Consider the following 25,191-nt stretch of genomic DNA (forward strand, 5'->3'; position numbering starts at 1 on the left):
GCGCTCCCCGCAGGGGAGTTGCCCACCGGGCCCGCGCCTCCGTGACCCCGCAGTTGGAGGCCAGCGTCAGGGGCACGATTGCGTCCGCCAGGGTCACCGAGGCGGGCGATGCTGGAAGGAAACCGTGTGAGCCGGATTTCGGTCCGGGGATTCGCAGTGGCTTCGGCCACCGCGGTCACCGCAGTCGGCAGTGTCGTCGGAGTTGCCTCGGGCAGCACCGCCCAGACGACGACCACTGACGACGCCGAGGCGGTCGCGAACGACACCACGTTGCTCGCCGACATACCCGTGGGCCAGCAGGCCCAGGTCCAGACCGCGTCCCTGACAGCACAGGCCGACGCCCAGGCCATCGCCGCCGACGCGAGCGCCCGCAAGGACGCCGAGGAGTCCGCCCGTAAGAAGGCGGCCCAGGACGCGATCGACAAGCAGAAGGCGGCGGAGCAGGCCGAGCAGGAGCGCAAGGCCAAGGAAGAGGCCGAGGCGAAGTCCGAGGCCGCCGGTTCCCTCGGTGACGCCCCCGTCCAGAGCTCCTACACCGTCGCCGAGATCCAGGCGATGGCGAAGGCGGTCGTGGCGAGCGACCAGTGGACGTGCTTCAGCAACATCGTGAACCACGAGTCCACGTGGAACTACCAGGCCGTCAACCCCTCCTCGGGTGCCTACGGTCTCTTCCAGGCGCTGCCCGCCGGCAAGTACGCCTCCGCGGGTGCGGACTGGCGGACCAACCCGGCCACGCAGATCAAGTGGGGCCTCAACTACATGGACCAGCGCTACGGCAGCCCGTGCGAGGCCTGGGCGTTCTGGCAGGCCAACAACTGGTACTAGGCCCGTCGGCCGCCGGATGAGCGCCGCCCGGTCACCGGGTGCCCAGCACCCGGCCGCTCAACCTTTTGAAGCCCTCCACCGTCCTTTGGTGGGGGGCTTCGGGCATGTACGGTCGGAACCACCGAGAGGGATCGCGGCCTCCGGGAGGAGTGGTGACCAAGAGGGGCGACGGGGGAAGAGGACGGATGATGTCGCGAGTTCCCGGGTGGCTGGGCCGGATCGGCGCCGGACTGAGCGGGTGGGGCGAACGGTTGGAGCGGCGTCGGGCGGAGTTCGAGTCCGGGTCCGGGTCCGAGTCCGATTCTGCTTCCGATTCCGAGTCGAAGGCGGAGGGCTCGGGCGTCGGGCGGGGGCGCGACGGCGGGGGCGGTGACGGCGGTCGCGGTGGCGGTCGCGGGGACAGTGGTCTCGGCTCCGGCTCCGGCTCCGGCTCCGGTGAGTCCCAGGGGGCCGAGGGGTCCGAGAGGGCCGGCGTCGGGAGCGCGAAGGGGACCGGGGGCGTCGAAGGCGGTCCCGGTGGCTCTCCGGGTGGGGCCGAGGGCCGGGCGGCCGCCCCTGTTCTCTACTCCCGTCCTGACCCCGCCTCCGCCGTGCCCTGGGGCATGCGGGTGGCGGCGGAGGCCGGATGGCGGCTGCTCGTGCTCGCGGGCACCGTCTGGGTGTTGATGCGGATCATCAGCTCCGTACAACTGCTGGTGCTGTCGTTCACCGCCGCGCTGCTCATCACCGCCCTGCTCCAGCCGACCGTGGCACGGCTGACCCGGTACGGCGTACCGCGCGGCCTCGCCACCGCGCTGACCGCCGTTCTCGGCTTCGTCGTCATGGGGCTGATCGGCTGGTTCGTCACCTGGCAGGTCATGGAGAACATCGACGATCTCTCCGACCAGATCCAGGACGGCATCGACGAGTTGCAGCGCTGGCTGCTCGACAGCCCGTTCCACGTCACCGAGAACCAGATCAACGACATCGCCAAGAACCTCCGCGAGGCGATCAGCGACAACACGGACACGATCACCTCGGCGGGCCTGGAGGGTGTGACCGTCATCGTCGAGGCGCTCACCGGCATCCTCCTGACGATGTTCTCGACGCTCTTCCTCCTCTACGACGGCAAGCGGATCTGGCAGTGGACGCTGAAGCTGGTGCCGGCGGCGGCCCGGCCCGGTGTCTCGGCGGCCGGGCCGCGCGCCTGGCAGACGTTGACGGCGTATGTGCGCGGCACGGTGGTGGTGGCGCTGATCGACGCGATCTTCATCGGTCTGGGGATCTACTTCCTCGATGTGCCGATGGCGGTCCCGCTGGCCGTGTTCATCTTCCTGTTCTCCTTCATCCCGCTGGTGGGTGCCGTCGTCTCGGGCGCGCTGGCGGTGGTCGTGGCGCTGGTGACACAGGGCGTCTTCACGGCCGTCATGACACTGGCCGTCGTGCTCGCCGTCCAGCAGATCGAGGGGCACATCCTCCAGCCGTTCATCCTCGGACGGGCCGTAAGGGTGCACCCCCTGGCCGTCGTCCTGTCGGTCGCCGCCGGCGGCATGATCGCGGGGATCGGGGGTGCGGTGGTGGCCGTGCCGTTGGTCGCGGTCACGAACACGGTGGTGGGGTCGTTGCGGGCGTACGCGGACGAACACGGGCGAACGGGTTAGACGGCGCCCGGGCGGGTTGGTCGGCGGCCGGGCGGGTTGGTCGGTCAGGCGGTCGCCACGGTCAGTCGGCCGGGTGGCGCGCGCGTTCGTGGTGGAGGAGTACGACTCCGTTGCCGAAGGTGTGGGTTCCGATCAGGCGTAGGCCGGTCGGGGTCTCGGTCTCGGCCGCCGGGAAGAGGCGTTTGCCGGCTCCCAGGATCACGGGGTGGACGTAGAGCCGGAACTCGTCGACCAGGTCGTGCCGCATGAACTCGGCCGCCAGTTCGGCGCCGCCCACGGCGAGATCGCCGCCGTCCTGTGCCTTGAGCGCCTCGATGTCCTTCACGACGACGTCCCGGACGATCGTCGTGTGCCAGTCGGCGCGCTGGAGGGTCCGGGAGAAGACCAGCTTCGGCATGTTCCGCCAGATCGCGGCGAAGTCGGCGACGGGGCGCGGGGCGTCGGGGTCCCGGTCGGCCGTGGGCCAGAAGGCGGCCATCATCTCGTAGCTGACGCGGCCGTCGAGGAAGGCGCCCATGTCCTTGAGCACGTCGTTGAAGTGCGTGTGCAGTTCGTCGTCGACCAGGTGCCAGTCGAGCGAGCGGTCCGGGCCCTCCATATAGCCGTCGAGGGACACGGACATCATCAGGACGATCTTTCTCATGGCTCGGCTCCCGGTCCTCACTGTGTCGGCTCTGTCCGTCGCTCGTCTCGGCTCGGCAGGGACAGGATCGCGCGGGTGGCCGCCGGCCGCACGGACGTGAGCCCCGGCGGCGAGTTCGAGGGGACGGGAGGCTGGGGGGATGGGGGGATGGGGGGATGGGGGGCGTCAGCTCTGTTCGCTGTCGGAGCCCGTGTTCGTCGTGGTGCGGGGGAAGGAGACCTCCACCCGGCGGTTCTTCTTGCGGCCCTCCTCGGAGGAGTTGTCGGCGATGGGGTAGTCCTCGCTGTAGCCGCGTACCTCGAAGGTGACGTTGCCGCCCAGGTCGGCGGCGAGGAGGTCGTGGACGGCCTCCGCGCGCTTCTTGGAGAGGGTCAGGCCGTGGGCGTACGAGCCGAGGTTGTCCGTGAAGCCGAAGACGCGGACCGTGCCCGCGCTCTGTGTCTTGATCTCCTCCGCGATCGTCTGGATGCGGGAGCGGGCCTGGGGGTTGAGTTTCGCGCTGTTCTTCGGGAAGAGGACCTCCGCCTGGAGCGCGAACGTCACGTTCTCGTTCGTGTCCTCCCGGCGCTCCTCGCCGCCCAGGTCCTCCACGACCGACTTGATGTCCAGGACCTTCGCGGGGGCGAGCGTGGCCCCCTGGGCGAGCTTCAGGCCCGGGCTGTTCGCGTCCACCTCCGGGGGCGGGGACGTGGTGACGGTGCCCGGGGGTTCGCTGGGGTCGTCTGCGGCCCGGGCGGGCGTGGCGAGCGTGAGGGCGGCCAGGACCGCCACGGCTGCGGCCAGCGCGGCGGTGCCCGTGGTCGCGGCGCGGGAGGTGGGGGCGGGCATCGTCACGTCACTCGTCCTCGGAGAGTTCGATCGTGGCGGGGGGCATGGAGCCGACCTGGAAGTCTACGGAGGTGGTGGATTCGGGCGGGGCTGGGAATTGGGCGTACCAGTCGGCGCTCGCTCCCTGCACCAAGGCCCCGGTGAATTTGGTGCACAAGCACCGGCCTTGAGTGTCGCGCAGGATGAGGTACTTCTTCTTGCCCGCTTGATCGACAAGGCTCGCGCCCGCGACTGAACCACCGTTGTTGACCAGTTCGCGCTCGTCGCCCCGCCAGTCCGCAGCGACCCAAGACCTGCTGCCGTTGTTCGTCACTGTGCCCTCAACGGTCACGAAGCCTCCGCCATCGCGGGTGGCGGAGGTGACCTTGAGCGTCAGGTTGTCGCCCTTGACCTCGGCCAGAACCGACTGACCGGAGGGCGCCTCGGTGTCCTGCTTGTCGTCGTTCCCATCGGGCTCATCGGTCTTGCTGGAGGGTGCCGAGGACGAATCCTTCTTCGCTGAATCGTCGCCATCCCCTCCCCCGCCGCAACCGGCAACCGTGAGGAGCAGCCCGGTCGCGATCGCCACCGCGGTCACTGTCCTGCGGCCCTTCATGGTGTGCCGAAGGTTCATCGGTACGGCTTCCTCTCACTTGGCCAGATACACAGAGAACATCACGGACGCGTCCGGAAGGTCGGCCGGATTGAAATTTCCGGGGTCGATGTCCACGGGCACACCGTCGCAGTCCAGGCTGACGGGCTGCGCGGGGTTCGGGTTCGGGGCGAAGTCACAGCGCGGCTGGATGACAGCGACCGCCTGGGCCGTGGCTGTCATGTTCTCGGTGCCGGGGATGATCGAGTCGCCCACGGTGTAGTCCGTCACGACATCGACCTGGAACCCCGGGTCGCCGTCGACCTCGGTGGGCTGGGCGCCGCCTTCGAGAGTCGAGTTGTTCTGGGCAGCCAGCTCCGCCGCCGCGGCGTCGGCCCCTTCGAAGGGGAGCTCTACTCCGGCCAGGTCGAGCCAGTCCAGCCAGTTGCCGTTGCCCGCCTCGATGGCGTCCCCGAGGTCCAGCAACAGTTCGTCCCGCGCATGCTGAGCGGCCGCCAACGCGGCGGCGTCCGCGGCGGATTGGGCACCGCTGCGGGCGGACGCCGCCTGGGCGAACGCGAAGAAGGCCAACGCCGTGAAGAGCAGGATGGTCGTCAGCCAGATGTAGATGGGGAGGGTCGACCCGCGGTCGCCGAGGAACCGTGGTGCTGTCAGCCTCCGCCAATAACGCTGTTGACAGCGTCGAAGATCGCACCCGAGATCAGTCCGTCGAGCCCCAGCCCGTCGATCATCACGAAGATCCCCGCGACGATGATCATGATGCCCGCGTACTCCACGAACCCCGCGCCCGAGTCCCGCCCTTTCCCGCGCATGCGGGAGACGACGGTGGTCCTCCAGGTCTCGAAACGGTGTTTCACCTTCATGGCGGTTGCCTTCCCGCGCGATGCCGACACCAACCGGATCACCGTACGTGAGACGGCCCGTACGGGGGGTGGGTCCGGGGGCCCAACTTCCGTGGGTGGGGCGGGTCATCGCGGCCACCCCCCGGGGGTCGTGCCCAGCCAGTGGGCGATGGCTTCGCTGCGGGTCGAGCTGTGCAGTTTCGCGAAGATGCGGTTGATGTGGTTCTTGACGGTCTTCTCGCTGATGAAGCAGGTGGCGGCGATCTGACGGTTGTTCATGCCGGACGCGATGAGGTCCATCACCTCCACCTCCCTTGAACTCAGGCCGAAGGACGGTCGGTTGGAACGGTTCGGGACGCGGCGGTGGAACGCCGACGCACGGGGGGTGGGGCCACCCTTTGGCGACTGTGACATAAATGATTGCAGGCGCGAAGAGTGGTCGTGACTTTCGTGTGAAGGTTTGTAGGAAACGCCGAACGAAGTCGAGACAGTCGGGGAGACGACCGGAGAGACGGTCGCGGAGATCGTCCGGTGGCCTTCCCTCATATTGCGTACCGCGGCGATCAGTTCGGGGGCCGTGAACTCGCCGTGGACCAGATAGCCGGCCGCTCCCCGGCGCAGCGCCTCGGTGACCACCTCGGGTTCCGTGCTGTACGTCAGCATCATCACGGGGCAGAGCGCGGCCAGTTCGGGGAGGGCGGTGAGGCCGTCCGTGCCGGGCATGCGGACGTCGAGGAGGGCGACGTCCGGCTGGTGGCGGCGCGCTTCGGCCACCGCCTCGTCGCCGTTCGTGGCCTGGGCGACCACCGCTATGTCGGGGTGTGTGTCCAGGAGGGCCGTGAGGCCGGCGCGGACCACCGGGTTGTCGTCCGCGACCAGGACGCGGAGGGGTGGGCCGGGGCGCGCCTGGGGCTGGTCAGGCATGTGCGGCCTCCTGTCGGGGGGTTTCGGGGTTGGTGGGGAGTGGGGCGGCGGCGGAGGGGAGGAGCAGAGGGAGAGGGAGTGACAGGGTTACTTTTGTGCCGGTGGTGTCCGATTTCAGGTGCAGGGATCCGCCTGTCCGGCCCGCGCGTTCCGCCATGCCCAGGAGGCCGAAATGGCCGGATTCTTGCGCCGCTTCGAGGGTGAGGGCGGGCGGGAGGCCTACGCCGTCGTCCTTGATCGTGAGGTGGAGGGTGTCCGGGGTGACGCCCAGGGACACCTCCGCCGTACTGGCCCTCGCGTGGCGGTGGATGTTCTCCAGGGCCTCCGACGTGATCGCCAGGAGGTGGTGGGTCGTCTCGGGTGGGAGGGGTGGGGGTGCCTCGCCGGTGTGGGTGAGGTGGGTGGGGAGGGCGGTCCGGGATGCGAAGTCCGTTGTGCGGGTGGCGAGTTCGGTCCTGAGGTCGGTGGGGGGCGTCGGTGTCGTCAGGTCCGTGTGGCGGCGTAGGTCCGTGAGGAGGTCGCGGGACTCGGCGGCGGCTCGGCGGGCGGCTGAGGCGACGAGGCCGGCCTGTCGTTTCAGGTGGGCGGGGTCGGGGGCCGCGTGGTCCGCCGAGGTCGCGAGGGCGTCCGCCGCGAGGGCAAGGCCGTGGAGGGTCTTGGCCACCGAGTCGTGGAGGTCGCGGGCCAGGCGGGCGCGTTCCGACTCCACCGCCTCCGCGACGGCCAGGCGGGACGTGGCCTCGGAGAGTGCCTGGGTGGCCGTACCGAAGCGGAACATCAGGTTGCGGAGGGTTACGCCGATGATGCCGGCCGCGACGCAGAAGCCGGCGATGAGGAGGGTGCTGACGCCTGCGCCGGGGCGGTGTTCCCAGGCGCGGTGGACGGTGAGGAGGACGGCCAGTTGCAGGCCGGTGAGGACGCCGGCGCCGCGCCAGCCGTAGAGGAGGCCGGAGAGGAGGGGGGTGCAGACCGTGGCGTAGGCGAGGGGGGAGGCCGGGGAGGCGGTGAGGAGGAGGACCGCGCCGAAGAGGAGGTCCAGGGCCATGAGGGTGGGGTGGGCGAGGAGGCGGGGGGCGAAGCGGTCCCAGTCCCTGAGCATGGCGTAGGAGACGGTGATGCCGAGGACGGCGGCGATGAGTACGGCGTGGGTCGGGGGGCCGGTGGTGGTGTTGGCCATGGCGAAGGGGGTGCCGATGGTGAGGGTGATCAGGCGGACGGCGAAGGTCTGGCGGGCCAGGGCCTGGAGGGCGTTGAGCTGGAGGCGGAGGGTGGCGGGGGGTGGGGCGTCGTCCGCGAGGTAGCCGGTGGTGGGTGAGGCCGTGGGGCGCGCGCTGGGGCTGGGCGGGGGTGGGAGGCGCTTGCCGGCGCTTACAGGGTGCCAGGTGTGTCGGGGTTTCATCAGCGGCCCAGGATGTCGCCGAAGTTTGTTCCCGAGCCCAGGAACATGCCTGTGGCGATGAGGATCATCGTGGCCGGGAGCATGAAGACGAGGGTGACGAGGGTGGCCTTGGGGATGGTGCGGGCGGCTCGGCGGCGGGCGTTCTGGGCGTCGGTGCGGCGCATGTCCGCCGCCAGTTGGATCAGGGTCTCGGCGATCGGGGAGCCAAGTTCCTCGCCCTGCTGGAGGGCCGAGACGAACTGGGCGACCTGCTCCGACGTGTTGCGTTTGCGGAGTTCGTCGAAGGCCTGGCGGCGGCTCACGCCCATGTCCATCTGGCGGAGGGTGATGCGGAGTTCGTCCGCCCAGGGACCCTCGTACTTCTCCGCCACCCGGTCCAGGGCCTGGCGGAAGCCCAGGCCCGCGGAGACGACTACGGCCAGGACGTCCAGGAAGTCCGGCAGCGTGCGGTCGATGACGTCCTTGCGGTCGCGGATGGCCTGCCAGATCAGCGCGTCGGCGGCGAGGAGGCCGAAGGCGAAGGTGAACGCGGCGAACAGGGGGCGGTCGCTGGTGAGGAAGACCAGGCCCATGAACGCGCCGAAGAAACCGTAGACGGCCCGGCGGGCGGCGTAGCGGTTGAGGGTGAGGCCGCCGGGGTTGCCCGCCATGTCGATGCGGCGGCGTTTGGCCTCGACCCGGCGCGGGCCCATCAGGCGCAGGACCAGCGGAGCGAAGCGCATGCCCAGGCGGTCCACGGCCGAGCCCGTCTTCGAGACGCGGGTGGCGCCCACCTCCAGGGCGAGGGCCAGGTCGCTGGGGAGTTTCGCGTCGGCGCGGATCATGCGGATGCCCAGGAGGGCGCCCCCGACCGCGACCGCCATCAGGAGGGCGAGGAGGACGGGGAGGAAGGAGGGCGTCGATGTCGTCATGTCGGTCACCGGGCCCTTCTCATACTTCGATCTTGCCGAGGCGGCGGATGACGAAGAAGCCGACCGTGTAGAGGCCGATCGAGACCAGGACCAGGACCTGGCCGAGGGGCGAGCCGGTCACCCGGGCCAGGGCGCCGTCGTTCGAGGAGTTGATCAGGAGGAGGGAGCCCAGGCCCAGGAGGGGGACCGTGAAGGCCGTCGCGTTGACCTCGGAGAGCATCGTGCGGACCTCCCGGCGGGTCTCCTTCCTGTCCTCCAGGGTCTGGGTGAGGTTGCGCAGCGAACTGACCACCGAACCGCCCGCCTTGTTGGACAGGACGAGGGTGGTGACCAGGACGATCAGTTCGCGGGAGGGGAGGCGTTCGGCCAGTTCGCCCAGGGCGTCGTCCACCGAGCGGCCGAGCGCCAACTGGTCGGCGACCCGGGCCAGTTCCTCGCCCGCCGGGGCCTCAAGCTCCTCCGCCGCCATCGCCAGGGCCGTACGCAGCGCGAGGCCGGCGGCGGTGGCGTTGGCGAGGAGGCGGGCCACGTCCGGGAGTTGGTTGATGAAGGCCTCGATGCGTTTCTGGCGCTGCCAGTTGAGGAAGATGGCGGCCGCCCAGACGCCTACGGCGCCCGCGATCGGGCCGAAGAACGGGGCCAGCGTGGCGGAGGCGATCAGCCACAGCGCCACGACGAGCATCGCGACGTACGTGGCGAACTCGCCGGCGGTGAGGTCGAGTCCCGTCGTCGTCAGGCGGAGATGGATCGCCCGGCCGAGGCGGGTGCGGCGCAGACGGCGGTCGACGGCCGTGAAGCGGCGTACGCGGCCCGCCGCCGTGCGCAGCGGGCCGCCCTGTCCGCCCGCGAGACGGTCGGCCAGGGCCTGGCGCTGGGCGCGGCCGGAGACGTACGTGTGCGCGCCCGCGACGGCGAGCGTGCCGCAGAGGACGGTGGCGCCGAGGGCCAGCAGGGTGGTGTTGTCCAGGTTCAGGGGTACTGACTGGGCCAGGGTTGCCAGGGTGGCGTGGGGGTCTTGGGGCTCGGGGGGCTCGTGGGCCGCCTGGGACGACACGGCTGGCAGGTTGAGCAGGTGTGACAGGGGGGTCCAGGTTGTCGCCATGGTCGGTCCTTCCTCCTCGGCTATCCGATGGCCTGGCGGGTGTTCAGCGGGTCGATGGCCTCGGCCACGCCGTACGCGGGGGGCAGCGGCTCGTTGGCCACGTACAGCTTCTCCGCGACCGGGCGGGGTATCGGCAGGTGTTCGAAACGGCCGTGGACGACGCGGTCGGCGCCGAGGGGGTCCGGGGCGTAGCGGGAGACCGTGGCGATACGGAACTGTTCGCGGCCGTGCGAGACGAGCAGGGCGATCTCGGTGACCTTGCGGGAGCCGTCGGCGAAGCGGGTGAGCTGGACGACCACGTCCACCGCCGAGTTGATCTGGTCCTTGAGGGCCTCGAAGGGGATGAGGACCTCGGACATCGAGCCGAGGGTCTGCAGACGCATCAGCGCGTCCTCGGCGGAGTTGGCGTGGACCGTGGCGAGGGAGCCGTCGTGGCCCGTCGACATGGCCTGGAGCATGTCGAGGGTCTCGCCGCCGCGGACCTCGCCGACGATGATGCGGTCGGGGCGCATCCGGAGGGAGTTGCGGACCAGGTCGCGGATGGTGATCTGGCCCTTGCCCTCGATGTTCGGCGGCCTCGACTCCAGGCGGATGACATGTTCCTGCTGGAGCTGGAGTTCGGCGGAGTCCTCGATGGTGATGATGCGTTCGCGGGGCGGGATCAGGCCGGAGAGGGCGTTGAGGAGGGTCGTCTTTCCGGTGCCGGTACCGCCGCTGACGATGATGTTGAAGCGGGCGCGGACGAAGGCCGCGAGCAGCATCAGCATCTGTTCGTCGAGGGAGCCGAGGTCGATCAGCTCCGGGAGCGTGTACACGCGGGGGAAGCGGCGGATCGTGAGGGTCGGGCCGGTGAGGGCCAGTGGGGGGATGATCACGTTGACGCGTTCGCCTGTGGGGAGGCGGGCGTCGACCATCGGGTTCGACTCGTCGACGCGGCGGTTGACCGTGGAGACGATGCGTTCGATCGTCTGCATCAGTTGGTCGGTGGAGGCGAAGCGGAGGGGGAGCTGTTCCACTCGGCCCGCGCGTTCCACGAAGATCGAGTCCGGGCCGTTGACCATGATCTCGGTGACGGACGCGTCGGCGAGGAGGGGTTCGAGGACGCCCAGGCCGAGTGCCTCGTCGACGACCCTGCGGATCAGTTGGGAGCGTTCGGCGGAGGAGAGGACCGGGCCCTCTCGGCTGATGATGTGGCCCAGTACGCGTTCGAGGCGGGCCCTGCGGTCGGCTGCGGTCAGGGCCGACATCTCGGCGAGGTCGATCTCTTCGAGGAGCTTGGCGCGGTAGACGGCCACGAGGTGTCCGTCCTCGCGGCCGGTGCCTCCTTCGTCGGGGGCGGCGATACGGGATCGCAGGCTCATCTTCTCGTCAACTCCTCTCGGGGGGCGGTGTGGGGGTGGGGTGAGGTGGGTGGGTCAGTCGTCCGTGTCGTTGGGCATGGTGGCGCTGCGGTCCACGGTGACCGGGTCGAAGAGGGGGACCACTGAGGGGACGGTGACGGTGACCGTGAAGGTGGTGGTGTCGGTGCCGGCGCCGTCCAGGGCGGGGGTCGGGTTCAGCCAGGCGCTGGCCGCGGCGGCGCCTGCGGCCTGGCCTGTGCCGGGTTCCAGGGACTCGGCGCGGGCGGCGGCGCGGGCGGCTGAGCCGGCTTGGCTGATGCCGTAGCCGATGAGGCCCAGTTGGATCGCGGCCATGCCTACGAGGAGGAGGATCGGGAGGAAGCCGGCGAACTCCAGGATGGAGGAGCCTCGGTCGGTCCAGCGGTGGGGGCGGGTGCGGTGGTGGGGTGGCTTTCCCGCCGTGGGTGGGGTGCCTTCGGTTCGGTGGGTGGGTCGGGGGCGCGCCGGGGGGTGTCCGTCCTCGGAACGGCGCGGAATCGGTTGGCTGGGAGGCTGGAGGGGTTGACGCGCCAACCGCTGCGGGCGGACACCCCCCGACACGCCCCCTTCTCGCCGTACGCGGCCACCGGGACGTACGGGGTGCGCCTCGCCGTCGGCCTCGCGAGCCGTGCGTGCGCAAGCCATCCGCCGTACGGGCTTCGCCGCCTCGCCCTCGGCCTCGCGAGCCGTGCGTGCGCGGGCCGATCGTCCTGTGGGCTCGTCGGGTGGGGTCATTGGGGGTCTCCCTCCAGGGCCGCGCCCGCCTCGCCGTTCACTGTCCAGCCGGCGTCGAAGCCTGGGAAGAAGAGGGGGACGTTGGCCTGGACCTCGGCTCGCATGAGGGGGCCCTCAGGGGTGCAGTCGATGGAGGTGTCGGACCAGGCGCCGGGGAGGTGCTGGGTGCCGGCGGCTTCGCAGGCGGCGGTGATGTCGCCGTCTGTCGCGTAGGCGGCGGTGGCGGCGCGGGCGGCCTCGTCGGCGGCGTTGCCGGCCAGGGAGTAGGTGTAGCCGTAGAGGGCGGCCTGCCAGAGGATGGCCATGGTGACGAGGATGAGGGGGAACATTCCGGCGAATTCGAGGGTCGCCGAGCCCCGGTCGTTGTTCTTGCGGCGGAGGACGAGGGCGCCCCGGTCGGCGGACCTGCGGCGTCGGCCGCCGTGGCCGTTCTCCGGGGCGGCGACCAGTTCCAGTTCGCCGGCCAGTGCCCACAGGGCCTGTTTGACGACCGAGCGGGCGTCCAGGTCCTGGAGGCGGCCCGCGTCGACGACGGACTGGAGTTCCTTGAAGGCGGCGGGGACGGCGGCGCGGGCCACCTTCGTGCCGGTGACCTTCTCGATCAGCGAGGGCTGGATCTCCGTGGCGCGGGAGTGGCGGTTGACGACCGTCAGGGTCTCCTCGGCCTTGCGGATCTGGAGGCGGTCCCAGAGGCGGACCATGCGTTTGGCGGCGCGGACGGCGACGACGTCGGGGGTGACCAGGAGGAGGGCGTGGTCGGCCATCTCGACGGCCGCCGCCGTGGCCGCGTTCATCTGGGAGCCGCAGTCGACGATCACCACGTCGTGCCGGGAGCGGAGGGTGGCCAGGATCTGGCGGGCCACCCGGTCGGTCACCTCCTCGCCGCGTTCGCCCTCGGCGGGGGCGAGGAGGAGGGCGATGCCGGTGTCGTGGGTGTAGACCGCCTCCTGGAGGACGCGGGGGTTGATGTCCGTGATGGCGGCCAGGTCGGCGACCGAGCGGCGGAACTGCACGTCCAGGTAGGAGGCCACGTCCCCCGACTGCAGGTCGAGGTCGAGGAGGGCCACCGTACGGCCGGACGCGCGGGCCGCGAGGGCGAGTTGGACGGCGGTGACCGTGGCGCCGACGCCGCCCTTGGCGCCGCTGACCGTGACGACGGTGCCGCCGGGGCCCGCGTACAGCTCCGGTGCCGGGCTGCCGAGGTGGCGGCGCATGCCGGCCGACCAGGCGGCGGCGGCCTGGACGCGCTCGGCCAGGGCCTCGTAGGAGAGGGGGAGGTTGACGATGCCGCGGGCGCCGGAGTCCATGGCGGCGGTGAGGACGCCGGTGCTCGTGTCGGAGGTGACGAGGACGACGCCGACCGCCGGGAAGCGCAGGACGAGATCGCGGACCAGGTCCAACGCCGGTACCGGGCCGATCCGTTCATGGACGAGCACCACCTCCGGCAGCTCGTCCAGCGATTCGGCGGCCAGCCGCGCCAGGGTGTCGAGGAGCGCCGTGGAGTCGGACACGTGCGGCGCGGGCTCGGCGTCGGCCAGCTGGGTGAGCAGGGTGGTGAGGGCGCGGGCCGAGTCGAGGTCCCCGGCGACGGGGAGGATGCGGATGGTCATCGGCGGATTCCCGTTCCGGTCGCGGACGTCTCACATCGGCTGCGCCCCGTGGGCACCCGAGGCCCCCACGGCACCCTCGTTCGTCCCATTCCCGTCAGCATGCCCACCCGTAGGGGCGTTCGACGCATCTCCGTTCGAGATGTCCTCGTGCGGACGTTCCGGACCGACCTCATCGCGGGGCCTCCTACTTGTCCTCGTCGAGGGTGTACGAACGGTCGTCCGGTACGACGACGGTGGCCTCGCCGCCCCCTACGAGGGCGAGACGGACGTGCTCGGCGAACGACTCGGCGAACGCCACGCGCTGGGCGTCGGCGGTGTCGAGCGCGAAGGTGATCGGGACGGCCTCGGTCGCGGTGCGTCGGCGGTCGCTGCTGGACTGCCCGGATTCGAGGGGGGTCAGCTTGCCGACGTCGATGACGCGGGCGTCGGCGACCATCAGCTTGGACGTGTCCTTGCCGGAGTCGCTGTCCTTCTCCTCGAAGGTGGCGTAGATATTGACCCGCGAACCCGGGTTGATCTTGCCCGCCACACCGGTGGAGGCGTCGATCAGGATCGCGATCTCCTGCTGTCCGGCTTGAAGTTCGGGACGGTCGACGATCATGTCGGACTGGAGCAGGGAGCCCTTGCTGAGCTGGGTGACGGCGATCTTCCCGCGGATCTCCGACAGATCGGTGACCGCCGTGCCGGACAGCCACCGCTCCGGCATCGTGATCTTCTCGAACTCGCCCGCCGACAGCTCCTTGTAGGGCGCGATGTCGTTCTTCAGCCGGTACGCCGTCACCTCGGGCCCGACCTTCGCGTTCACGTCCCGGATCACCGAGAGCACGCCGGCGAAGGCGGCCAGGGCGCACAGGGCCGAGAGGACCAGCAGGATGACGCCGCGGCGCTGGCGTGAGTTCACTACTTCTCACCTCGTGGGGAAGTGCCGGGCAGTTGAGCGGGCCTGCTTGTCTGCTGGGGGTCCGGGGGTCGGCCCCTGGAGTGATGCGGCATGAGCCGAACGACCTCGATCGGGGGGAGAGACAGACTGACGGGTTCGTGCGAAGCCTTCGCGGCCTACGGCCTGTTCAGTTGTCGTACGGCTGTCATGTGGCGCCCCGTGGCAGCGCGCGCACGGGTGGCGGTTCCGGTTCGCGGAGCGGGGCCGCGCAGAACCCGCAGCGGTCGCCGATGAGTTCGAGGCCGCACCAGTGGCACGTCTCGCGGCGTACGGACGACACGAGCTGGTAGAGCACGGAGACGTCGGAGAGGCCGGCGGCGAACTCGACGAGCTTGCCGGTCCCCCACCAGCGCGCGGACCCCTCGGGCAGTGGTACCGGCAGGGACCCCTGCACCTGCCAGGCCGGCGCGAGCGTCGCGGTGACCCAGTCGGACGGCGGCTGCGGGCCCTGCGCGACGAGCAGCCGGGTGCCGAACTCGGGCCCCGCGAGGGGTTCCTCGTCGGCGGTGTGCAGGCGGACGAGCTGTGGCCGCGGGTTGGCCAGTACGGCGAACTGGGCGCCCGGCAGCCAGGACTTGGCGTGCGACTTGAGCGTGACCGGCACCCGGTCGAGCTTGGCGACGGAGCCGAGGAGGGCACCGGCGTAGATGTAGTGCGCGAGGAGGCGTACGGAGGAGGCGAGCACCCCCGGGCTGAAGTCGCACACCGACAGCTGCCGCAACTGCTGGGCGAGCAGGGCGAGACCGAGCGGGGGCAGGTCCACGCCGAGCAGGGCGATCCGGTCGCTCTCCAGCACGGAACGGACGGTGTGCAGCCGCCGGGCGAGGGCCGACTCGTCGGAGGTCGAGTGGAGGGCGATGACGTACCCGTGCTGCTCGATGAGCGCGTGCATGCCGTACAGGGAGGCTTCGAGGGTCTTCTGCGGCTGTACGACCGCGGGCGGGGTCTGCCGGTCGTGCGGTGGGAGCACCAGATCGGAACTGGTGACGGCTATCGCGGTCGGCACGCTGCACACCACCCCGTTCACTTCGGCGGAGTGGTCGACCACCGCCTCAGACGGCCCCTGTGAGGAGTGACGTCTCCCTCGACGTCCCTCCCGCATCGTCTTGCATCAGCACCATATCCACGGCATGGCCCGATCAACACCGAATCTCCTTGATCAACTCACGGAAGGTGCGGCCGTATCCACACAGAGTGAGACGCATATGCCTCAACTAGGCATGCCTGCGCGGGCGTTGAGCCACCCGTACGGGTGAACAGGTCTCGCGCGGGAGTATTGACGAAGGACGGTTCCCCCGGCTGTGGCACAGGTCACCGGAACCTCTCCCACCGCACGGAGAGACAGGGGTGTGAGGTGGGAGAGGTGCATACGAGATGAGTGACCCCGAAAGGGTGCGGGAGCGGATACGGGCCGGGGACCGGGAGGCCTTCGCGGAGGTCTACGACGCGTACGCGCGGGCCGTCTACAACCACGCCTACCGGCTGACCGGCGACTGGTCGACGGCCGAGGAGGTGATGGCGGACACCTTCCTCGACGCCTGGCGCACCCGGGAACGACTGGAGCCGGACGGCGGCTCGTTGAAGCCGTGGCTGCTCGGCATGGCGACCAACAAGGCCCGCAACGCGGGCCGGGCGCGCGGCCGTCGACTGGCGTTCCTGGCCCGCCGCCCCGCCCCGGCCCCGGTCGCCGACTTCGCCGACGAGACCGCCGGGCGCCTCGACGACGCGCGCCGGCTCGCCGCCGTACGCGAGGTGTACGGCCGGCTGCGGCGCGCGGAGCGGGAGGTGCTGGCGCTGTGCGTGTGGTCCGGCCTCGACTACGGGCAGGCGGCCGAGGCGCTGGGCGTCCCGGTGGGGACCGTACGGTCGCGGCTCTCGCGGGCGCGGGCGCGGCTCGGCCGCCTCACGGACGAGCGTCTGCGGGAGCAGCGGGCGGATTCCCGCGCAAACGGTGTGGAACCGGGGCGTCGTCACGGAGAGGTGGAGAGCGAGGCCGTGTTCGCGGCCCTTCCGCTCAAGGAGATTCAGGAGGGATCCCGATGAACGAGGAGCTGGCCCGACTGCTGCCGCCCCCGCCCGAACGGGACGTTCCGCCTGGTCGCCTCGCCCACCACAAGGACCGTCTGATGCGACTGATCGACGACGACGCCCAAGCCACGGCTCCCGCCGCCTCCGCCCCGGAGGCCGCCCGTCCGCGCCGACCCCGGCTGCCGCGCCCGGCGCTGTGGCTGCCCGCCGCCGCGCTGACGCTGGCCGGGGCACTGATCGTCGGCCTGGTCACGACCTCGGGCTCCGATTCCGGTTACGGCGTGCGGCCGTCCGCCGGTGAGAGTGCCGTCGTCCTGCTCGACCGGATCGCCGATGTCGCGGCGCGGACGGAGGTCGAGCCGGTCCGCGACGACCAGTTGGTCTACGTCAAGAGCCTGACGGCCGGGGCGGAGGCCAAGGACGAGAACAGCCCGTACGTGCCGGGGCAGCTGCACGAACGGGAGGAATGGGTGTCCCAGGAGCCGGGCCCGGTGAAGCAGTTGGCCCTGCACCACGAGGACGGCCACTACTACCCGCTGCGGGAACTGCTGCCGCCGGGGTCGCCGGGTGTCCCGGCCGGCATCGACCGGCCCACGTACAAGTGGCTGGCCGCCCTGCCCACGGACCCCGACGAACTGCTCGCCGAACTCCGCCGTCTGATCAAACCGTTCGAGGGCCAGGAGCGGTCGCAGGCCGTCTTCGACAAGATCGGTGAACTGCTCAACGCGTCGGTCATGCCGCCCGAGACCGCCGCCGCGCTGTACGGGGCCGCTGCGAAGATCCCCGGGGTGACCCGGATCGAGGACGCGGTGGATCCGGCGGGGCGGCGCGGCGTCGGTATCCGTCGTGTCGACGGGCGTTCGGCGTGGGCCACCGAGTGGATCTTCGACCGGGACAGCCTCACGTACCTGGGCGCACGCAGCTATCTGACGGTGGACGGCCCGATGGGAGACAAGGGCACGATCCTGAGCGAGACCGCTGTGCTGAAGCGGGGGGTTGTGGACGAGTATCGGGAGCGGCCGGGGGCGTAGACCGGCGGGCGCCGTTGCCTCGTGCCTGGAGGCGGGCGCGCATGTCGTAGGGGTCCGGCGCACGCGCCCGCCGTCAGGTGTTCCGCGCGCCCGCCGTGAGGTCTTCTGCGCGGCGGCAAAGGCATCGGCGTTGCAGCCCTCAGCGCACCGACGCGATGATCGCACGCATGTCTGATCGCGGGGAGGGCGGCGGAGCGGCGGAGGGTGTGCGACGCCGGTCCAGGATCTTCGACTACATAGAGCCGACCGATCCGGCGGAGCCGACCGAGGCCGCTCCCCCGCCCCCTCCGGAACGCGCCGGGGAGCCGCGGGCATCATCAGCTTCGGCCGCAGCATGAACGCCCTCGACCCGTACAACATCGCCCACCCCGCCGAGTACTACCAGAACGTCAACATGACGCTGTCCGGGCTGGTGTCGACCGTGGCCCACCCGGACCGGGCCCTCAAGGACACCTGGCAGTCCGCCAAGAAGGACCCGTCCGAGTTCGGCGGCCGGGTCGTCCTCGATCTCCTCGGGACAAAGGGGGCGGGGGCGGCGCGGGGGGGCGGTGACGGGCGGGATCAAGGGCACTGTCAGGAATGGTCTGGACGACGCGACGGAGGCGGCAGCAGCTCAGCGAGGGCTGAGGGACACCGTCGGCGACAGGCCCCAGGAGCACGACAATCCTGGCTCGCCCAGGCGACGGGCCCCGACGGTACGACGCTGACGATCCTGCGGGACCGCTTCGGCCTGGTGCGCTCGGAGACGGTCGACGGCCGCGAACTGACCTACGGATACGACGAGTTCGGCAGACGGACATCCCGCACGACACCGACAGGCGCGACAACGACCTGGACGTACGACGCGACCGGTCGCCGCACGGGGATGACAGTCTCGGGCCGCACTGTCGACTTCACCTACGACGCGGCCGGCCGCGAACTGACCCGCCGCATCGGCGAGACGGTCACCCTGCACCACACCTTTGACTCCGTGGGCCGCCTGACGGCCCAGTCGGTCAGGGGAGCAGACGACCGCTCGATCCAGCACCGCGCATACACCTACCGCGCCGACGGCAACCTGACCGGCATCGACGACCGGCTCTCCGGCACCCGCCACTTCGACCTGGACGCGGCGGGCCGCGTGACAGCGGTCCACGCGGCGAACTGGATGGAGACGTACGCGTACGACGAGGCGGGCAACCAGTCGTCGGCGTCGTGGCCGTCGAACCACCCAGGCCACGAGGCGACGGGACCGCGCATGTACAAGGGCACCCGCATCACCCACGCGGGCAAGGTCCGCTACGAACACGACGCCCTCGGCCGCGTCAGCGCCCGCCAGAAGCCCCGCCTGTCCTGCAAACCGGACACCTGGCGGTACGAGTGGGACGTCGAGGACCACCTGACATCGGCGACCACCCCGGACGGCACCCGCTGGCGCTACACGTACGACCCGCTGGGGCGCCGCACGGCGAAGCTCCGCTTGGCGGACGACGGCTGCACGGTGATCGAACGGACCGACTTCACCTGGGACGGCACGACACTCTGCGAACAGACCACCAGTTCCTCGGACCTCTCCAACCCGGTCATCCTCACCTGGGACCACCAAGGCCTGCGCCCGATCGCCCAGACGGAGCGCATCACCGCCGCCGAAGCATCGCAGGGTGAAATCGACTCGCGCTTCTTCGCCATCGTCACGGACTTGGTGGGCACACCGAGCGAACTCGTCGACGAGCAGGGAGAGATCGCGTGGCGGACCCGAAGAGCTCGTAACACGATCTTCTGCGTTGACCGGGGTGCAGCCGAAGTGAAGCGGTCGAGAGATCTTCGAGTCGTGGAACCTGACGGAGTGGCCCCTGCGCTACTCGCTCGGTCGCTTTCCGTAGTAGGGACTGACGGTCCGGGCCAGCTTCCGCTGGATCACCCGCAGCATCCTGATCGTCGCCGCATCGTCGCGCCCTGTGGTCGTTGACCATTCGACGCCCGAGCCGGCGAGGTCGCTGACGAAGACGATCTCTGTAGCCAGAAGTGTCCGTGCCCAGTCCGCTGCGTCGAGTGGGGCGTCTTCGCCAAGAGCCTTCCGGAGCCTTTGGCACTGGTGGAGTAGATCCTGCGCGCCGGCGAACCCCATGCCGAAGGCGAGTTGATCGCTGCAGTGTGCGGGGCCGCCCCACTCCAGGAGCGCACGAGTCAGCAGTTCGACCTCGTGCTCGGTCAACAGCTCGCTGGCTCTGACCATGTCTCGCGACACAGGTTCGCCCTTCCCGTATTCCGGCGACGTAGCCGGACCCGGTGCCTGGCCTGTACTCGAAGCTCTCGGGTGATCACGCTACCTGTCTCTTGAGTCGCCTCCAGCAGATGAAGCCGCATGCCAGCGAGACGAGTGCGTCGTGCAGTTCAAGACGTCGCTCCCAGCGGACAGCGAGGCGCTTGAACTGGTGGAGCAGGGCGAAGGTCTGCTCCACGACGTAGCGGAGCTTGCCCAGGCCCCTGATGTTCGGGGCGCCCTTGCGGGAGATCACCGGCATGATGCGCCGGCGTTGCAGCTCGCGCCGCACGGCTCGGGAGTCGTAGGCCTTGTCGCCCAGGACGGATTCGGGGCGGCGTCGTGGACGGCCAGGACGTCCGGCCACCGGCGGGATGCCGTCGATCAAGTTGAGTGTCTGGGTGATGTCGTTGACGTTGGCCGCGGTCGTGATGACGTGGAGCGGGATGCCGTGTCCGTCGCAGATCAGGTGGTGTTTGCTGCCCGTCTTCCGCCGGTCGACCGGTGACGGACCGGTTGCGGCACCCCCCTTTTCGCACGGACGTGGGACCCGTCCACGCACGCGCGAGTCCAGTCGAGCTTGCCAGCCGCATGCAGCTCGGCGAGCAGGATCCGGTGCAACTGCTCGAAGACTCCAGCCTTCTGCCAGCGGTCCAGGCGCCGCCAGCAGGTCTGCCCGGAGCCGAAACCCAGTTCCAACGGCAGGAGTTGCCAGGCGACGTCCTGGTGCAGGACGTAGAGAATGCCCTGCAGACACAGCCGGTCCGGCACCGGTCTCGGCCCTGGTGAACCCTCCGGCCACGGCGGCAGCAACGGTTCGATCAGCGCCCACAAGTCGTCGTCCACGATCCACGGCCGAGTCGTCACACACCACGAACGGTCGAATCATCACGTCGGTCACGCCCGACCAGGGCACTTCGGCAAGATCCTGTTACGAGCTCGAAGCACACTGTGGGGCACGACGGCATGGGCGGCCAACAGCACCGCCTACACACCACTCCGATTCCCCGGCCAGTACTACGACCCGGAAACGGGTCTGCACTACAACTACTTCCGCCACTACGACCCTGAAACAGCCCGCTACCTGACTCCCGACCCTCTTGGGCTCTCACCTGCACCCAACCCTGCCTCCTACGTCTACAACCCGCACACGCGATCCGATTCCCTCGGGCTTGCGCCGGATTATCCCGAGGGTGAAGGCGACCGAGGTATATTTGACTTTAGGGATCCGAATCCAAGTTTCCCTGCCGGCGAAGCAGCGACCGAAGCCATGCGGTCCGCACCGATCGGCGGGAATATCGATTGCTCCGAGGTCGCCGCGTTCATCCTCCGAGAAACTGGAGGAGAGGGGAAAATCATCAACTTCACGTCACGCAACGACCCCGTTATCAACATCCCCGAGAATTCGGGCCGAACGGTGACAGAATACCGCTATCACGATGTATATACAGACGGTCGATATGTGTACGATCCAGTAATGCGTTCGGATCCCATTCCGTATGGCGACTTCGAGCGAGCAATCCGACTACTGAACCTCGGAAAGAAGCTAATAATCCAAGACGGAGGGTACACAGGCCCCCTCTGGTAACGCTTGAATGGATTCTCACATGTCGACCCGTAGTGCCCGCGCGATGGAAGTCCTCAGCAGGTTCGGAGAACTTGAATGGTTTTCTCTGCCTGCAGAGAAGCACCCTGTCTACGGATACCCTCAGGTGCCGTACATGGGGTGGCGCTACACGTCTGCCCGCGAAAGCGTCGCGCATCTCATCGAAGATGCCGTAAGGGCCCTGCCAACCCAAGTCGAGTGGACACTCGACAGGACGAGAAAGAATTGGCTGCTGGTTCCGACGCGGATTCTTCACGAAGCACAGGGGCTGAACAGTCCAGCATTCGCGAACATTGTCCATTCCGTGAATACACAGGATCAGGAATTCTGCTTCGAGGCACTGTCGGACCTCGGCCTCATTCTTGAGCACCTACATCAGGTCGCACTCCCGGAAGAATGATGAGCAATTCCAAGAGCGGGGCAACATCCTGGCGTCCGGCGACACGCCGAGAAGGCTGACCGAGAATTGCGGCCTCGCGACTGCCCCCCGCTGGTCACCGCCCAGCGGATCGCCCTGTCACGGAGGCGTCGCGCGACTTCGTCCACTCCATCGTCAACGCCCTGTGAGGAGACGCCCTGTGGACGACATCACGTGGGAGGAGCCCCTCCAGCTCCGCGGTGAGGGAGCCAGTTGCTTCCGCCTCGCACCGACCCCACCGGCAACGCCTCCATAGCCATAGCCATAGCCGGGGCCGAGGACGCCTACCTCACCGACACCCGGGAAGCGCTTCGTACGCTCATTCGCGACATCAAGGCAGGGAAGGTGGACCACCTGCTCTGATGCGCGGGGATCTCGCTCCTGCGGAGCCTCCGGTCAATGCCTTTCGAGCAGGATCGAAAGGGTTGTCCTCGTGGGAGAGCGTGCGTGAGCATCGGTGCGCCGACAGTGGCTCCGCGCGCCGGGAGGTCTCGCCGGGGGCCGCCGTCTCTTCGACCGTTCGATCATTCGACCAGGGGAACGACATGCGTAACATCCGCCGGATCTTCAGCGTGGGAACAGCCGCGCTCGTGCTCGGGGCAGGGCTCGTGGCCGGTTCCTCCGGTGTCTCCCAGGCGGCGGCGTCGGACTGTGTGGGGGGCGCGAAGGGGTTCACCGACATTCCCGACAGTCTCAGTGGCCGGGGTGTGGGGGGCGCGGGAGCGCTGGTTCTCGACAATCCGCACGCCGTCGCCTCGTACGCGATGCAGACCGGCAGCGTCAACGGCAGGTCGATGGGATGGGGCGTCATCCAGGCCGGCAGCGGCAGCAACTGGAACTCGGGCGTCCGCGCCGATGTCTGGATGGACGTCACCAACGACAACAAGGTCTCGTGGATCCAGTGCGGTCCGTTCAGCGTGACGACGGCCGGCAAGAGGATCACGACCCCGGCCTACCCGACCAGCAACTCGGCGAGCCGGGCCTTCCGTGTCTGCGCGTCCGTGAACGGCCCCAACGGGAGCACCGGCGTCACCTGCACATCCTGGTGGTAGACCGCCGCCGGTAGAAATCAGCACGTGTCAGAGCAAGTCGTCGACGCTTGCGGACAGAACCTGTCCGCAAGCCTTCCTACCTTGGACTCATGACAGACAACAGCGTGCACAGCCACCGGATCGACATCCCTCAGGCCCAGCTGGACGATCTGCACACCCGGCTGGACCTCACCCGCTGGCCGGACGAACTCCCGGACGCGGGCTGGGCGTACGGCGCCTCGCTGCCGTATCTCCGTGACCTCGCCGCGCACTGGCGGGGTGCCTACGACTGGCGCAAGCACGAGGCCGCGCTCAACGAGATCCCGCAGTACGTCACGGAGATCGACGGCGCCCGGGTGCACTTCCTGCACGTGCGCTCGTCCGCGCCGGACGCGCTGCCGCTGATCCTCACGCACGGCTGGCCGGGCTCGATCGTGGAGTTCCTCGGGGTGATCGACCGCCTGAGCGACTTCCATCTGGTGATCCCGTCCATCCCCGGCTTCGGTTTCTCCGGGCCGACCCGCGAGAAGGGCTGGAACGTCAGCCGTGTCGCCCGCGCCTGGGCGGAGCTGATGCGCCGGCTCGGCTACGAGCGTTACGGCGCCCAGGGCGGCGACCTCGGCGCGCTGGTCTCCCCCGCGCTGGCCCGGGTCGCCCCGGAGGCGGTGGTCGGCGTCCATGTGAACGCCGCGTCGGTCGGGTTCATCCCGCTCGGCCCGGTGGACGACGCGGAGCGGGAGGGGCTCAGCGAGCGGGAGTTGCGGAGCCTGGCGAGCATCGGCGAGTTCACCACGGACGGCTTCGGCTACAACGCCCTCCAGTCGACCCGCCCGCAGACCCTCTCCTACGGCCTCACGGACTCCCCCGTCGGCCAGCTCGCCTGGATCATGGAGAAGTTCCAGGCGTGGACGCATTCCTCGGCCGAACTGCCGGAGGACGCGGTCGACCGGGACACCCTGCTCACCAATGTGATGCTGTACTGGCTGACCGGTACGGCCGGTTCCGCGGCCCGTATGTACTACGAGAACAGCCATGTGGGCGACTGGTTCCCGGTAGCGACCTCCGGGGTGCCGACCGCGGTGGCCAACTTCGGCGAGGACGTGGCGATCCGCCGCTGGGCCGAGCAGGCCAACACCATCGCGCGCTGGACGGAGTTCGACCGCGGCGGCCACTTCGCGGCCCTGGAGGTCCCGGATCTGCTGGCCGGCGACGTGCGGGAGTTCTTCGGCCCGCTCCGCTGACGACCCGCACCGCCCCGCACCACCCGGCTCCGGCGCATCGCCTCCCGCCCGTGTCCCGTACGGCCCGACCCCCCACCGGGCCGTACGGGACACGACGCGTGGTCAGGCGGAGCGGCATACGGTGACGCCCGTGCCGTTGACGACGACGGCGTCGGCGCGGCCGTCCCCGGTCACGTCGGCGAAGGCGCCGTACGGGGCCTGGTTGCCGTAGTAGGGGTTGCTCGTCCATGTCTCGTTCGGGGAGAACGCGGCCTCCGCCGGTACGGCCATGGCCACGACGCCGGCCAGGGCGCAGACGGGGGCCAGGACGGCCTTGACGAGGGGTCTCATGGGGGCTCCTTTGGATCTCCGAGGGGGGTCGCCACGCGAGATGGGCATGGGCATGACAAGCAAGGCGCCAGACGGCTCCTGCGGCCCGGTGGCCCCTTGTGGTGCACTCGCACGGATTGCGGAGAAGTCGCGGAGAAGTCGTGAAGGGCGGGCCAGGGAAGCCTATAGACCCCGCGCGTCAGCCCGACCGGGCGGTACCCGGCCATTCGCGGCTGCGCACGAGGCCCCGGCGGTGCGTCCTCATCCCATCGGGCGGTAGTGGCCGAGCACCTGGGCCAGGTGGGCGAACCACTGGTGGAGGCGCTCGCGGGGCTTCGCCTCGACCGTGCACTCGAAGAAGCCGCCGTCGACATGGATGACGGCGACCATGAGGGCCTTGCCGTTGCCGCTCGCCTTGTAGTGGACGCTGCGGATCTCGGGCCAGGTGAAGTCGACGGAGACGCCGTGGTCCTCGAAGGCGACGCCGTTGCTGTCGACGACGACGGAGTTGCGGCGGTCGACGGCCAGGAACTCCGGGCCCTGGCCGGGAGCCGCGCCCGCCTGCGGCTGGGAGTACGGGTAGGGCGGCGCCGCCGGCTGCCCGTACGTCTGCTGCTGTGGCGGCCCGCCCTGGGGGTACGGCGGTTGCGCGTACGGCTGCGGTGGCGGGCCGGGGGGCGCGGCCGGGGGCGCGTACGGCGGGGGCGGCGGGCCGAAGCCCTGGGGGCCGCCCGGCGGTGTCCATGGCGGTGGTGGCGGCTGGTGGCCCTGATCAGGCTGGTCCATGGCGGTTCGTTCCTCTGCCCCGTTGGTGTGACTCGTACGGCACCGTATCCCTCCCCCGTCCATGAAACATTCCCCGGGGGCCACCGCATCAATGAAGTGAGAGACGAAGACGCGGCGAAGCGGCGACGG

24 protein-coding genes and 3 pseudogenes are annotated in these 25,191 nt (G+C 69.8%); 10 read left to right on the plus strand and 17 right to left on the minus strand.

The features are described from left to right. Positions 1 to 108 precede the first annotated feature (108 nt). Both ABT147_RS11715 and ABT147_RS11720 read left to right on the plus strand, forming a co-directional pair. Positions 109 to 825, plus strand: coding sequence for an aggregation-promoting factor C-terminal-like domain-containing protein (locus ABT147_RS11715; RefSeq protein ID WP_351404507.1), 717 nt, complete (start codon positions 109 to 111; stop codon positions 823 to 825). A gap of 188 nt (positions 826 to 1,013) precedes the next feature. After that, positions 1,014 to 2,465: an AI-2E family transporter gene (locus ABT147_RS11720; protein ID WP_351404509.1), complete on the plus strand. Its 1,452-nt coding sequence runs from the start codon at positions 1,014 to 1,016 to the stop codon at positions 2,463 to 2,465. Positions 2,466 to 2,526: 61 nt separating this feature from the next. On the opposite strand, the gene ABT147_RS11725 is transcribed toward ABT147_RS11720, so the two are convergent. The 14 genes from ABT147_RS11725 to ABT147_RS11790 form a co-directional block, all read right to left on the minus strand. Continuing rightward, positions 2,527 to 3,108 (minus strand): dihydrofolate reductase family protein, encoded by a 582-nt coding sequence (locus ABT147_RS11725; protein ID WP_351404512.1) that lies wholly within the window; start codon positions 3,106 to 3,108, stop codon positions 2,527 to 2,529. A gap of 165 nt (positions 3,109 to 3,273) precedes the next feature. Next, positions 3,274 to 3,942, minus strand: a complete 669-nt coding sequence (locus ABT147_RS11730; protein ID WP_351404514.1) for an OmpA family protein — start codon at positions 3,940 to 3,942, stop codon at positions 3,274 to 3,276. A gap of 1 nt (position 3,943) precedes the next feature. Further along, entirely contained in the window at positions 3,944 to 4,549 is a 606-nt protein-coding gene (locus tag ABT147_RS11735; protein WP_351404516.1) for a hypothetical protein, read from the minus strand. A 15-nt stretch (positions 4,550 to 4,564) separates the two neighbouring features. Then, entirely contained in the window at positions 4,565 to 5,182 is a 618-nt protein-coding gene (locus ABT147_RS11740) for a pilus assembly protein TadG-related protein (protein ID WP_351404628.1), read from the minus strand. After that, a complete protein-coding gene (locus tag ABT147_RS11745; RefSeq protein WP_060890813.1) occupies positions 5,179 to 5,391 on the minus strand; it encodes a hypothetical protein in 213 nt (70 codons plus the stop codon). Before ABT147_RS11745 ends, ABT147_RS11740 begins: the two co-directional genes overlap by 4 nt. Before the next feature lie 105 nt (positions 5,392 to 5,496). Further along, complete coding sequence (locus tag ABT147_RS11750; protein ID WP_351404518.1) at positions 5,497 to 6,294, minus strand: response regulator; 798 nt, start codon at positions 6,292 to 6,294, stop codon at positions 5,497 to 5,499. Continuing rightward, positions 6,287 to 7,693, minus strand: a complete 1,407-nt coding sequence (locus tag ABT147_RS11755; RefSeq protein ID WP_351404521.1) for a sensor histidine kinase — start codon at positions 7,691 to 7,693, stop codon at positions 6,287 to 6,289. Before ABT147_RS11755 ends, ABT147_RS11750 begins: the two co-directional genes overlap by 8 nt. Beyond that, a complete protein-coding gene (locus ABT147_RS11760; RefSeq protein WP_351404630.1) occupies positions 7,693 to 8,604 on the minus strand; it encodes a DUF5936 domain-containing protein in 912 nt (303 codons plus the stop codon). Before ABT147_RS11760 ends, ABT147_RS11755 begins: the two co-directional genes overlap by 1 nt. Before the next feature lie 19 nt (positions 8,605 to 8,623). After that, positions 8,624 to 9,571 (minus strand): type II secretion system F family protein, encoded by a 948-nt coding sequence (locus ABT147_RS11765; RefSeq protein WP_351404632.1) that lies wholly within the window; start codon positions 9,569 to 9,571, stop codon positions 8,624 to 8,626. A gap of 155 nt (positions 9,572 to 9,726) precedes the next feature. Next, entirely contained in the window at positions 9,727 to 11,067 is a 1,341-nt protein-coding gene (locus ABT147_RS11770; protein ID WP_351404523.1) for a TadA family conjugal transfer-associated ATPase, read from the minus strand. 54 nt (positions 11,068 to 11,121) lie between these two features. Continuing rightward, positions 11,122 to 11,400, minus strand: coding sequence for a hypothetical protein (locus ABT147_RS11775; protein WP_502983073.1), 279 nt, complete (start codon positions 11,398 to 11,400; stop codon positions 11,122 to 11,124). A 416-nt stretch (positions 11,401 to 11,816) separates the two neighbouring features. Then, positions 11,817 to 13,430, minus strand: a complete 1,614-nt coding sequence (locus ABT147_RS11780) for a CpaE/TadZ family protein (protein ID WP_351404525.1) — start codon at positions 13,428 to 13,430, stop codon at positions 11,817 to 11,819. Between the two features lie 184 nt (positions 13,431 to 13,614). Then, entirely contained in the window at positions 13,615 to 14,331 is a 717-nt protein-coding gene (gene cpaB, locus ABT147_RS11785; protein WP_351404527.1) for a Flp pilus assembly protein CpaB, read from the minus strand. Between the two features lie 184 nt (positions 14,332 to 14,515). Continuing rightward, a complete protein-coding gene (locus tag ABT147_RS11790; protein WP_351404530.1) occupies positions 14,516 to 15,376 on the minus strand; it encodes a hypothetical protein in 861 nt (286 codons plus the stop codon). A gap of 368 nt (positions 15,377 to 15,744) precedes the next feature. Here ABT147_RS11790 and ABT147_RS11795 point away from each other — a divergent pair, with 368 nt between their 5' ends. The 3 genes and pseudogenes from ABT147_RS11795 to ABT147_RS11805 all read left to right on the plus strand — a co-directional run. Further along, on the plus strand, positions 15,745 to 16,413 hold the full coding sequence (locus tag ABT147_RS11795) for an RNA polymerase sigma factor (protein ID WP_351404532.1): 669 nt from the start codon (positions 15,745 to 15,747) through the stop codon (positions 16,411 to 16,413). Further along, complete coding sequence (locus ABT147_RS11800; protein WP_351404534.1) at positions 16,410 to 17,429, plus strand: CU044_5270 family protein; 1,020 nt, start codon at positions 16,410 to 16,412, stop codon at positions 17,427 to 17,429. The genes ABT147_RS11795 and ABT147_RS11800 overlap by 4 nt, the downstream gene beginning before the upstream one ends. 670 nt (positions 17,430 to 18,099) lie before the next feature. Beyond that, a pseudogene (locus ABT147_RS11805) lies at positions 18,100 to 19,167 on the plus strand (RHS domain-containing protein); the annotation flags it as partial. A gap of 562 nt (positions 19,168 to 19,729) precedes the next feature. Here the strand turns inward: ABT147_RS11805 and ABT147_RS11810 are convergent. Continuing rightward, positions 19,730 to 20,520 (minus strand): IS5 family transposase gene (locus ABT147_RS11810; protein ID WP_502983077.1). Its coding sequence is split into 2 segments (ribosomal slippage): positions 19,730 to 20,205 and positions 20,205 to 20,520, totalling 792 coding nucleotides; the frame shifts between segments, so codons are not numbered across the junction. A 70-nt stretch (positions 20,521 to 20,590) separates the two neighbouring features. Between ABT147_RS11810 and ABT147_RS11815 the strand changes: the two are divergent. From ABT147_RS11815 to ABT147_RS11835, 5 genes and pseudogenes are all read left to right on the plus strand, one after another. Further along, positions 20,591 to 20,869 (plus strand): annotated as a pseudogene (locus ABT147_RS11815) (RHS repeat-associated core domain-containing protein); the annotation flags it as partial. A 409-nt stretch (positions 20,870 to 21,278) separates the two neighbouring features. Further along, positions 21,279 to 21,677, plus strand: coding sequence for a hypothetical protein (locus tag ABT147_RS11820; RefSeq protein ID WP_351404542.1), 399 nt, complete (start codon positions 21,279 to 21,281; stop codon positions 21,675 to 21,677). A gap of 178 nt (positions 21,678 to 21,855) precedes the next feature. Continuing rightward, positions 21,856 to 22,058 (plus strand): annotated as a pseudogene (locus ABT147_RS11825) (hypothetical protein). 182 nt (positions 22,059 to 22,240) lie between these two features. Beyond that, complete coding sequence (locus ABT147_RS11830; RefSeq protein ID WP_351404544.1) at positions 22,241 to 22,747, plus strand: hypothetical protein; 507 nt, start codon at positions 22,241 to 22,243, stop codon at positions 22,745 to 22,747. Between the two features lie 89 nt (positions 22,748 to 22,836). Continuing rightward, a complete protein-coding gene (locus ABT147_RS11835; protein WP_351404546.1) occupies positions 22,837 to 23,967 on the plus strand; it encodes an epoxide hydrolase family protein in 1,131 nt (376 codons plus the stop codon). A 102-nt stretch (positions 23,968 to 24,069) separates the two neighbouring features. On the opposite strand, the gene ABT147_RS11840 is transcribed toward ABT147_RS11835, so the two are convergent. Together ABT147_RS11840 and ABT147_RS11845 are read right to left on the minus strand one after the other, a co-directional pair. Further along, entirely contained in the window at positions 24,070 to 24,297 is a 228-nt protein-coding gene (locus tag ABT147_RS11840; RefSeq protein ID WP_351404548.1) for a hypothetical protein, read from the minus strand. A 240-nt stretch (positions 24,298 to 24,537) separates the two neighbouring features. After that, a complete protein-coding gene (locus ABT147_RS11845) occupies positions 24,538 to 25,062 on the minus strand; it encodes a hypothetical protein (protein ID WP_351404550.1) in 525 nt (174 codons plus the stop codon). Between the last annotated feature and the right edge of the window lie 129 nt (positions 25,063 to 25,191).

This window comes from Streptomyces sp. NPDC001868 (assembly GCF_040297125.1).
Classification (GTDB): Bacteria; Actinomycetota; Actinomycetes; order Streptomycetales; family Streptomycetaceae; genus Streptomyces.

Bases quoted from the DNA above. Each gene is read 5' to 3' on its own strand.
- ABT147_RS11715 (WP_351404507.1), top strand. From the start codon at position 109: ATGCTGGAAGGAAACCGTGTGAGCCGGATTTCGGTCCGGGGATTCGCA.
- ABT147_RS11845 (WP_351404550.1), bottom strand. From the start codon at position 25,062: ATGGACCAGCCTGATCAGGGCCACCAGCCGCCACCACCGCCATGGACA.
- ABT147_RS11820 (WP_351404542.1), top strand. From the start codon at position 21,279: ATGTCGACCCGTAGTGCCCGCGCGATGGAAGTCCTCAGCAGGTTCGGA.
- ABT147_RS11745 (WP_060890813.1), bottom strand. From the start codon at position 5,391: ATGAAGGTGAAACACCGTTTCGAGACCTGGAGGACCACCGTCGTCTCC.
- ABT147_RS11840 (WP_351404548.1), bottom strand. From the start codon at position 24,297: ATGAGACCCCTCGTCAAGGCCGTCCTGGCCCCCGTCTGCGCCCTGGCC.
- ABT147_RS11750 (WP_351404518.1), bottom strand. From the start codon at position 6,294: ATGCCTGACCAGCCCCAGGCGCGCCCCGGCCCACCCCTCCGCGTCCTG.
- ABT147_RS11800 (WP_351404534.1), top strand. From the start codon at position 16,410: ATGAACGAGGAGCTGGCCCGACTGCTGCCGCCCCCGCCCGAACGGGAC.
- ABT147_RS11775 (WP_502983073.1), bottom strand. From the start codon at position 11,400: ATGGCCGCGATCCAACTGGGCCTCATCGGCTACGGCATCAGCCAAGCC.
- ABT147_RS11755 (WP_351404521.1), bottom strand. From the start codon at position 7,693: ATGAAACCCCGACACACCTGGCACCCTGTAAGCGCCGGCAAGCGCCTC.
- ABT147_RS11835 (WP_351404546.1), top strand. From the start codon at position 22,837: ATGACAGACAACAGCGTGCACAGCCACCGGATCGACATCCCTCAGGCC.
- ABT147_RS11830 (WP_351404544.1), top strand. From the start codon at position 22,241: ATGCGTAACATCCGCCGGATCTTCAGCGTGGGAACAGCCGCGCTCGTG.
- ABT147_RS11770 (WP_351404523.1), bottom strand. From the start codon at position 11,067: ATGAGCCTGCGATCCCGTATCGCCGCCCCCGACGAAGGAGGCACCGGC.
- ABT147_RS11780 (WP_351404525.1), bottom strand. From the start codon at position 13,430: ATGACCATCCGCATCCTCCCCGTCGCCGGGGACCTCGACTCGGCCCGC.
- ABT147_RS11735 (WP_351404516.1), bottom strand. From the start codon at position 4,549: ATGAACCTTCGGCACACCATGAAGGGCCGCAGGACAGTGACCGCGGTG.
- ABT147_RS11725 (WP_351404512.1), bottom strand. From the start codon at position 3,108: ATGAGAAAGATCGTCCTGATGATGTCCGTGTCCCTCGACGGCTATATG.
- ABT147_RS11720 (WP_351404509.1), top strand. From the start codon at position 1,014: ATGTCGCGAGTTCCCGGGTGGCTGGGCCGGATCGGCGCCGGACTGAGC.
- ABT147_RS11795 (WP_351404532.1), top strand. From the start codon at position 15,745: ATGAGTGACCCCGAAAGGGTGCGGGAGCGGATACGGGCCGGGGACCGG.
- ABT147_RS11760 (WP_351404630.1), bottom strand. From the start codon at position 8,604: ATGACGACATCGACGCCCTCCTTCCTCCCCGTCCTCCTCGCCCTCCTG.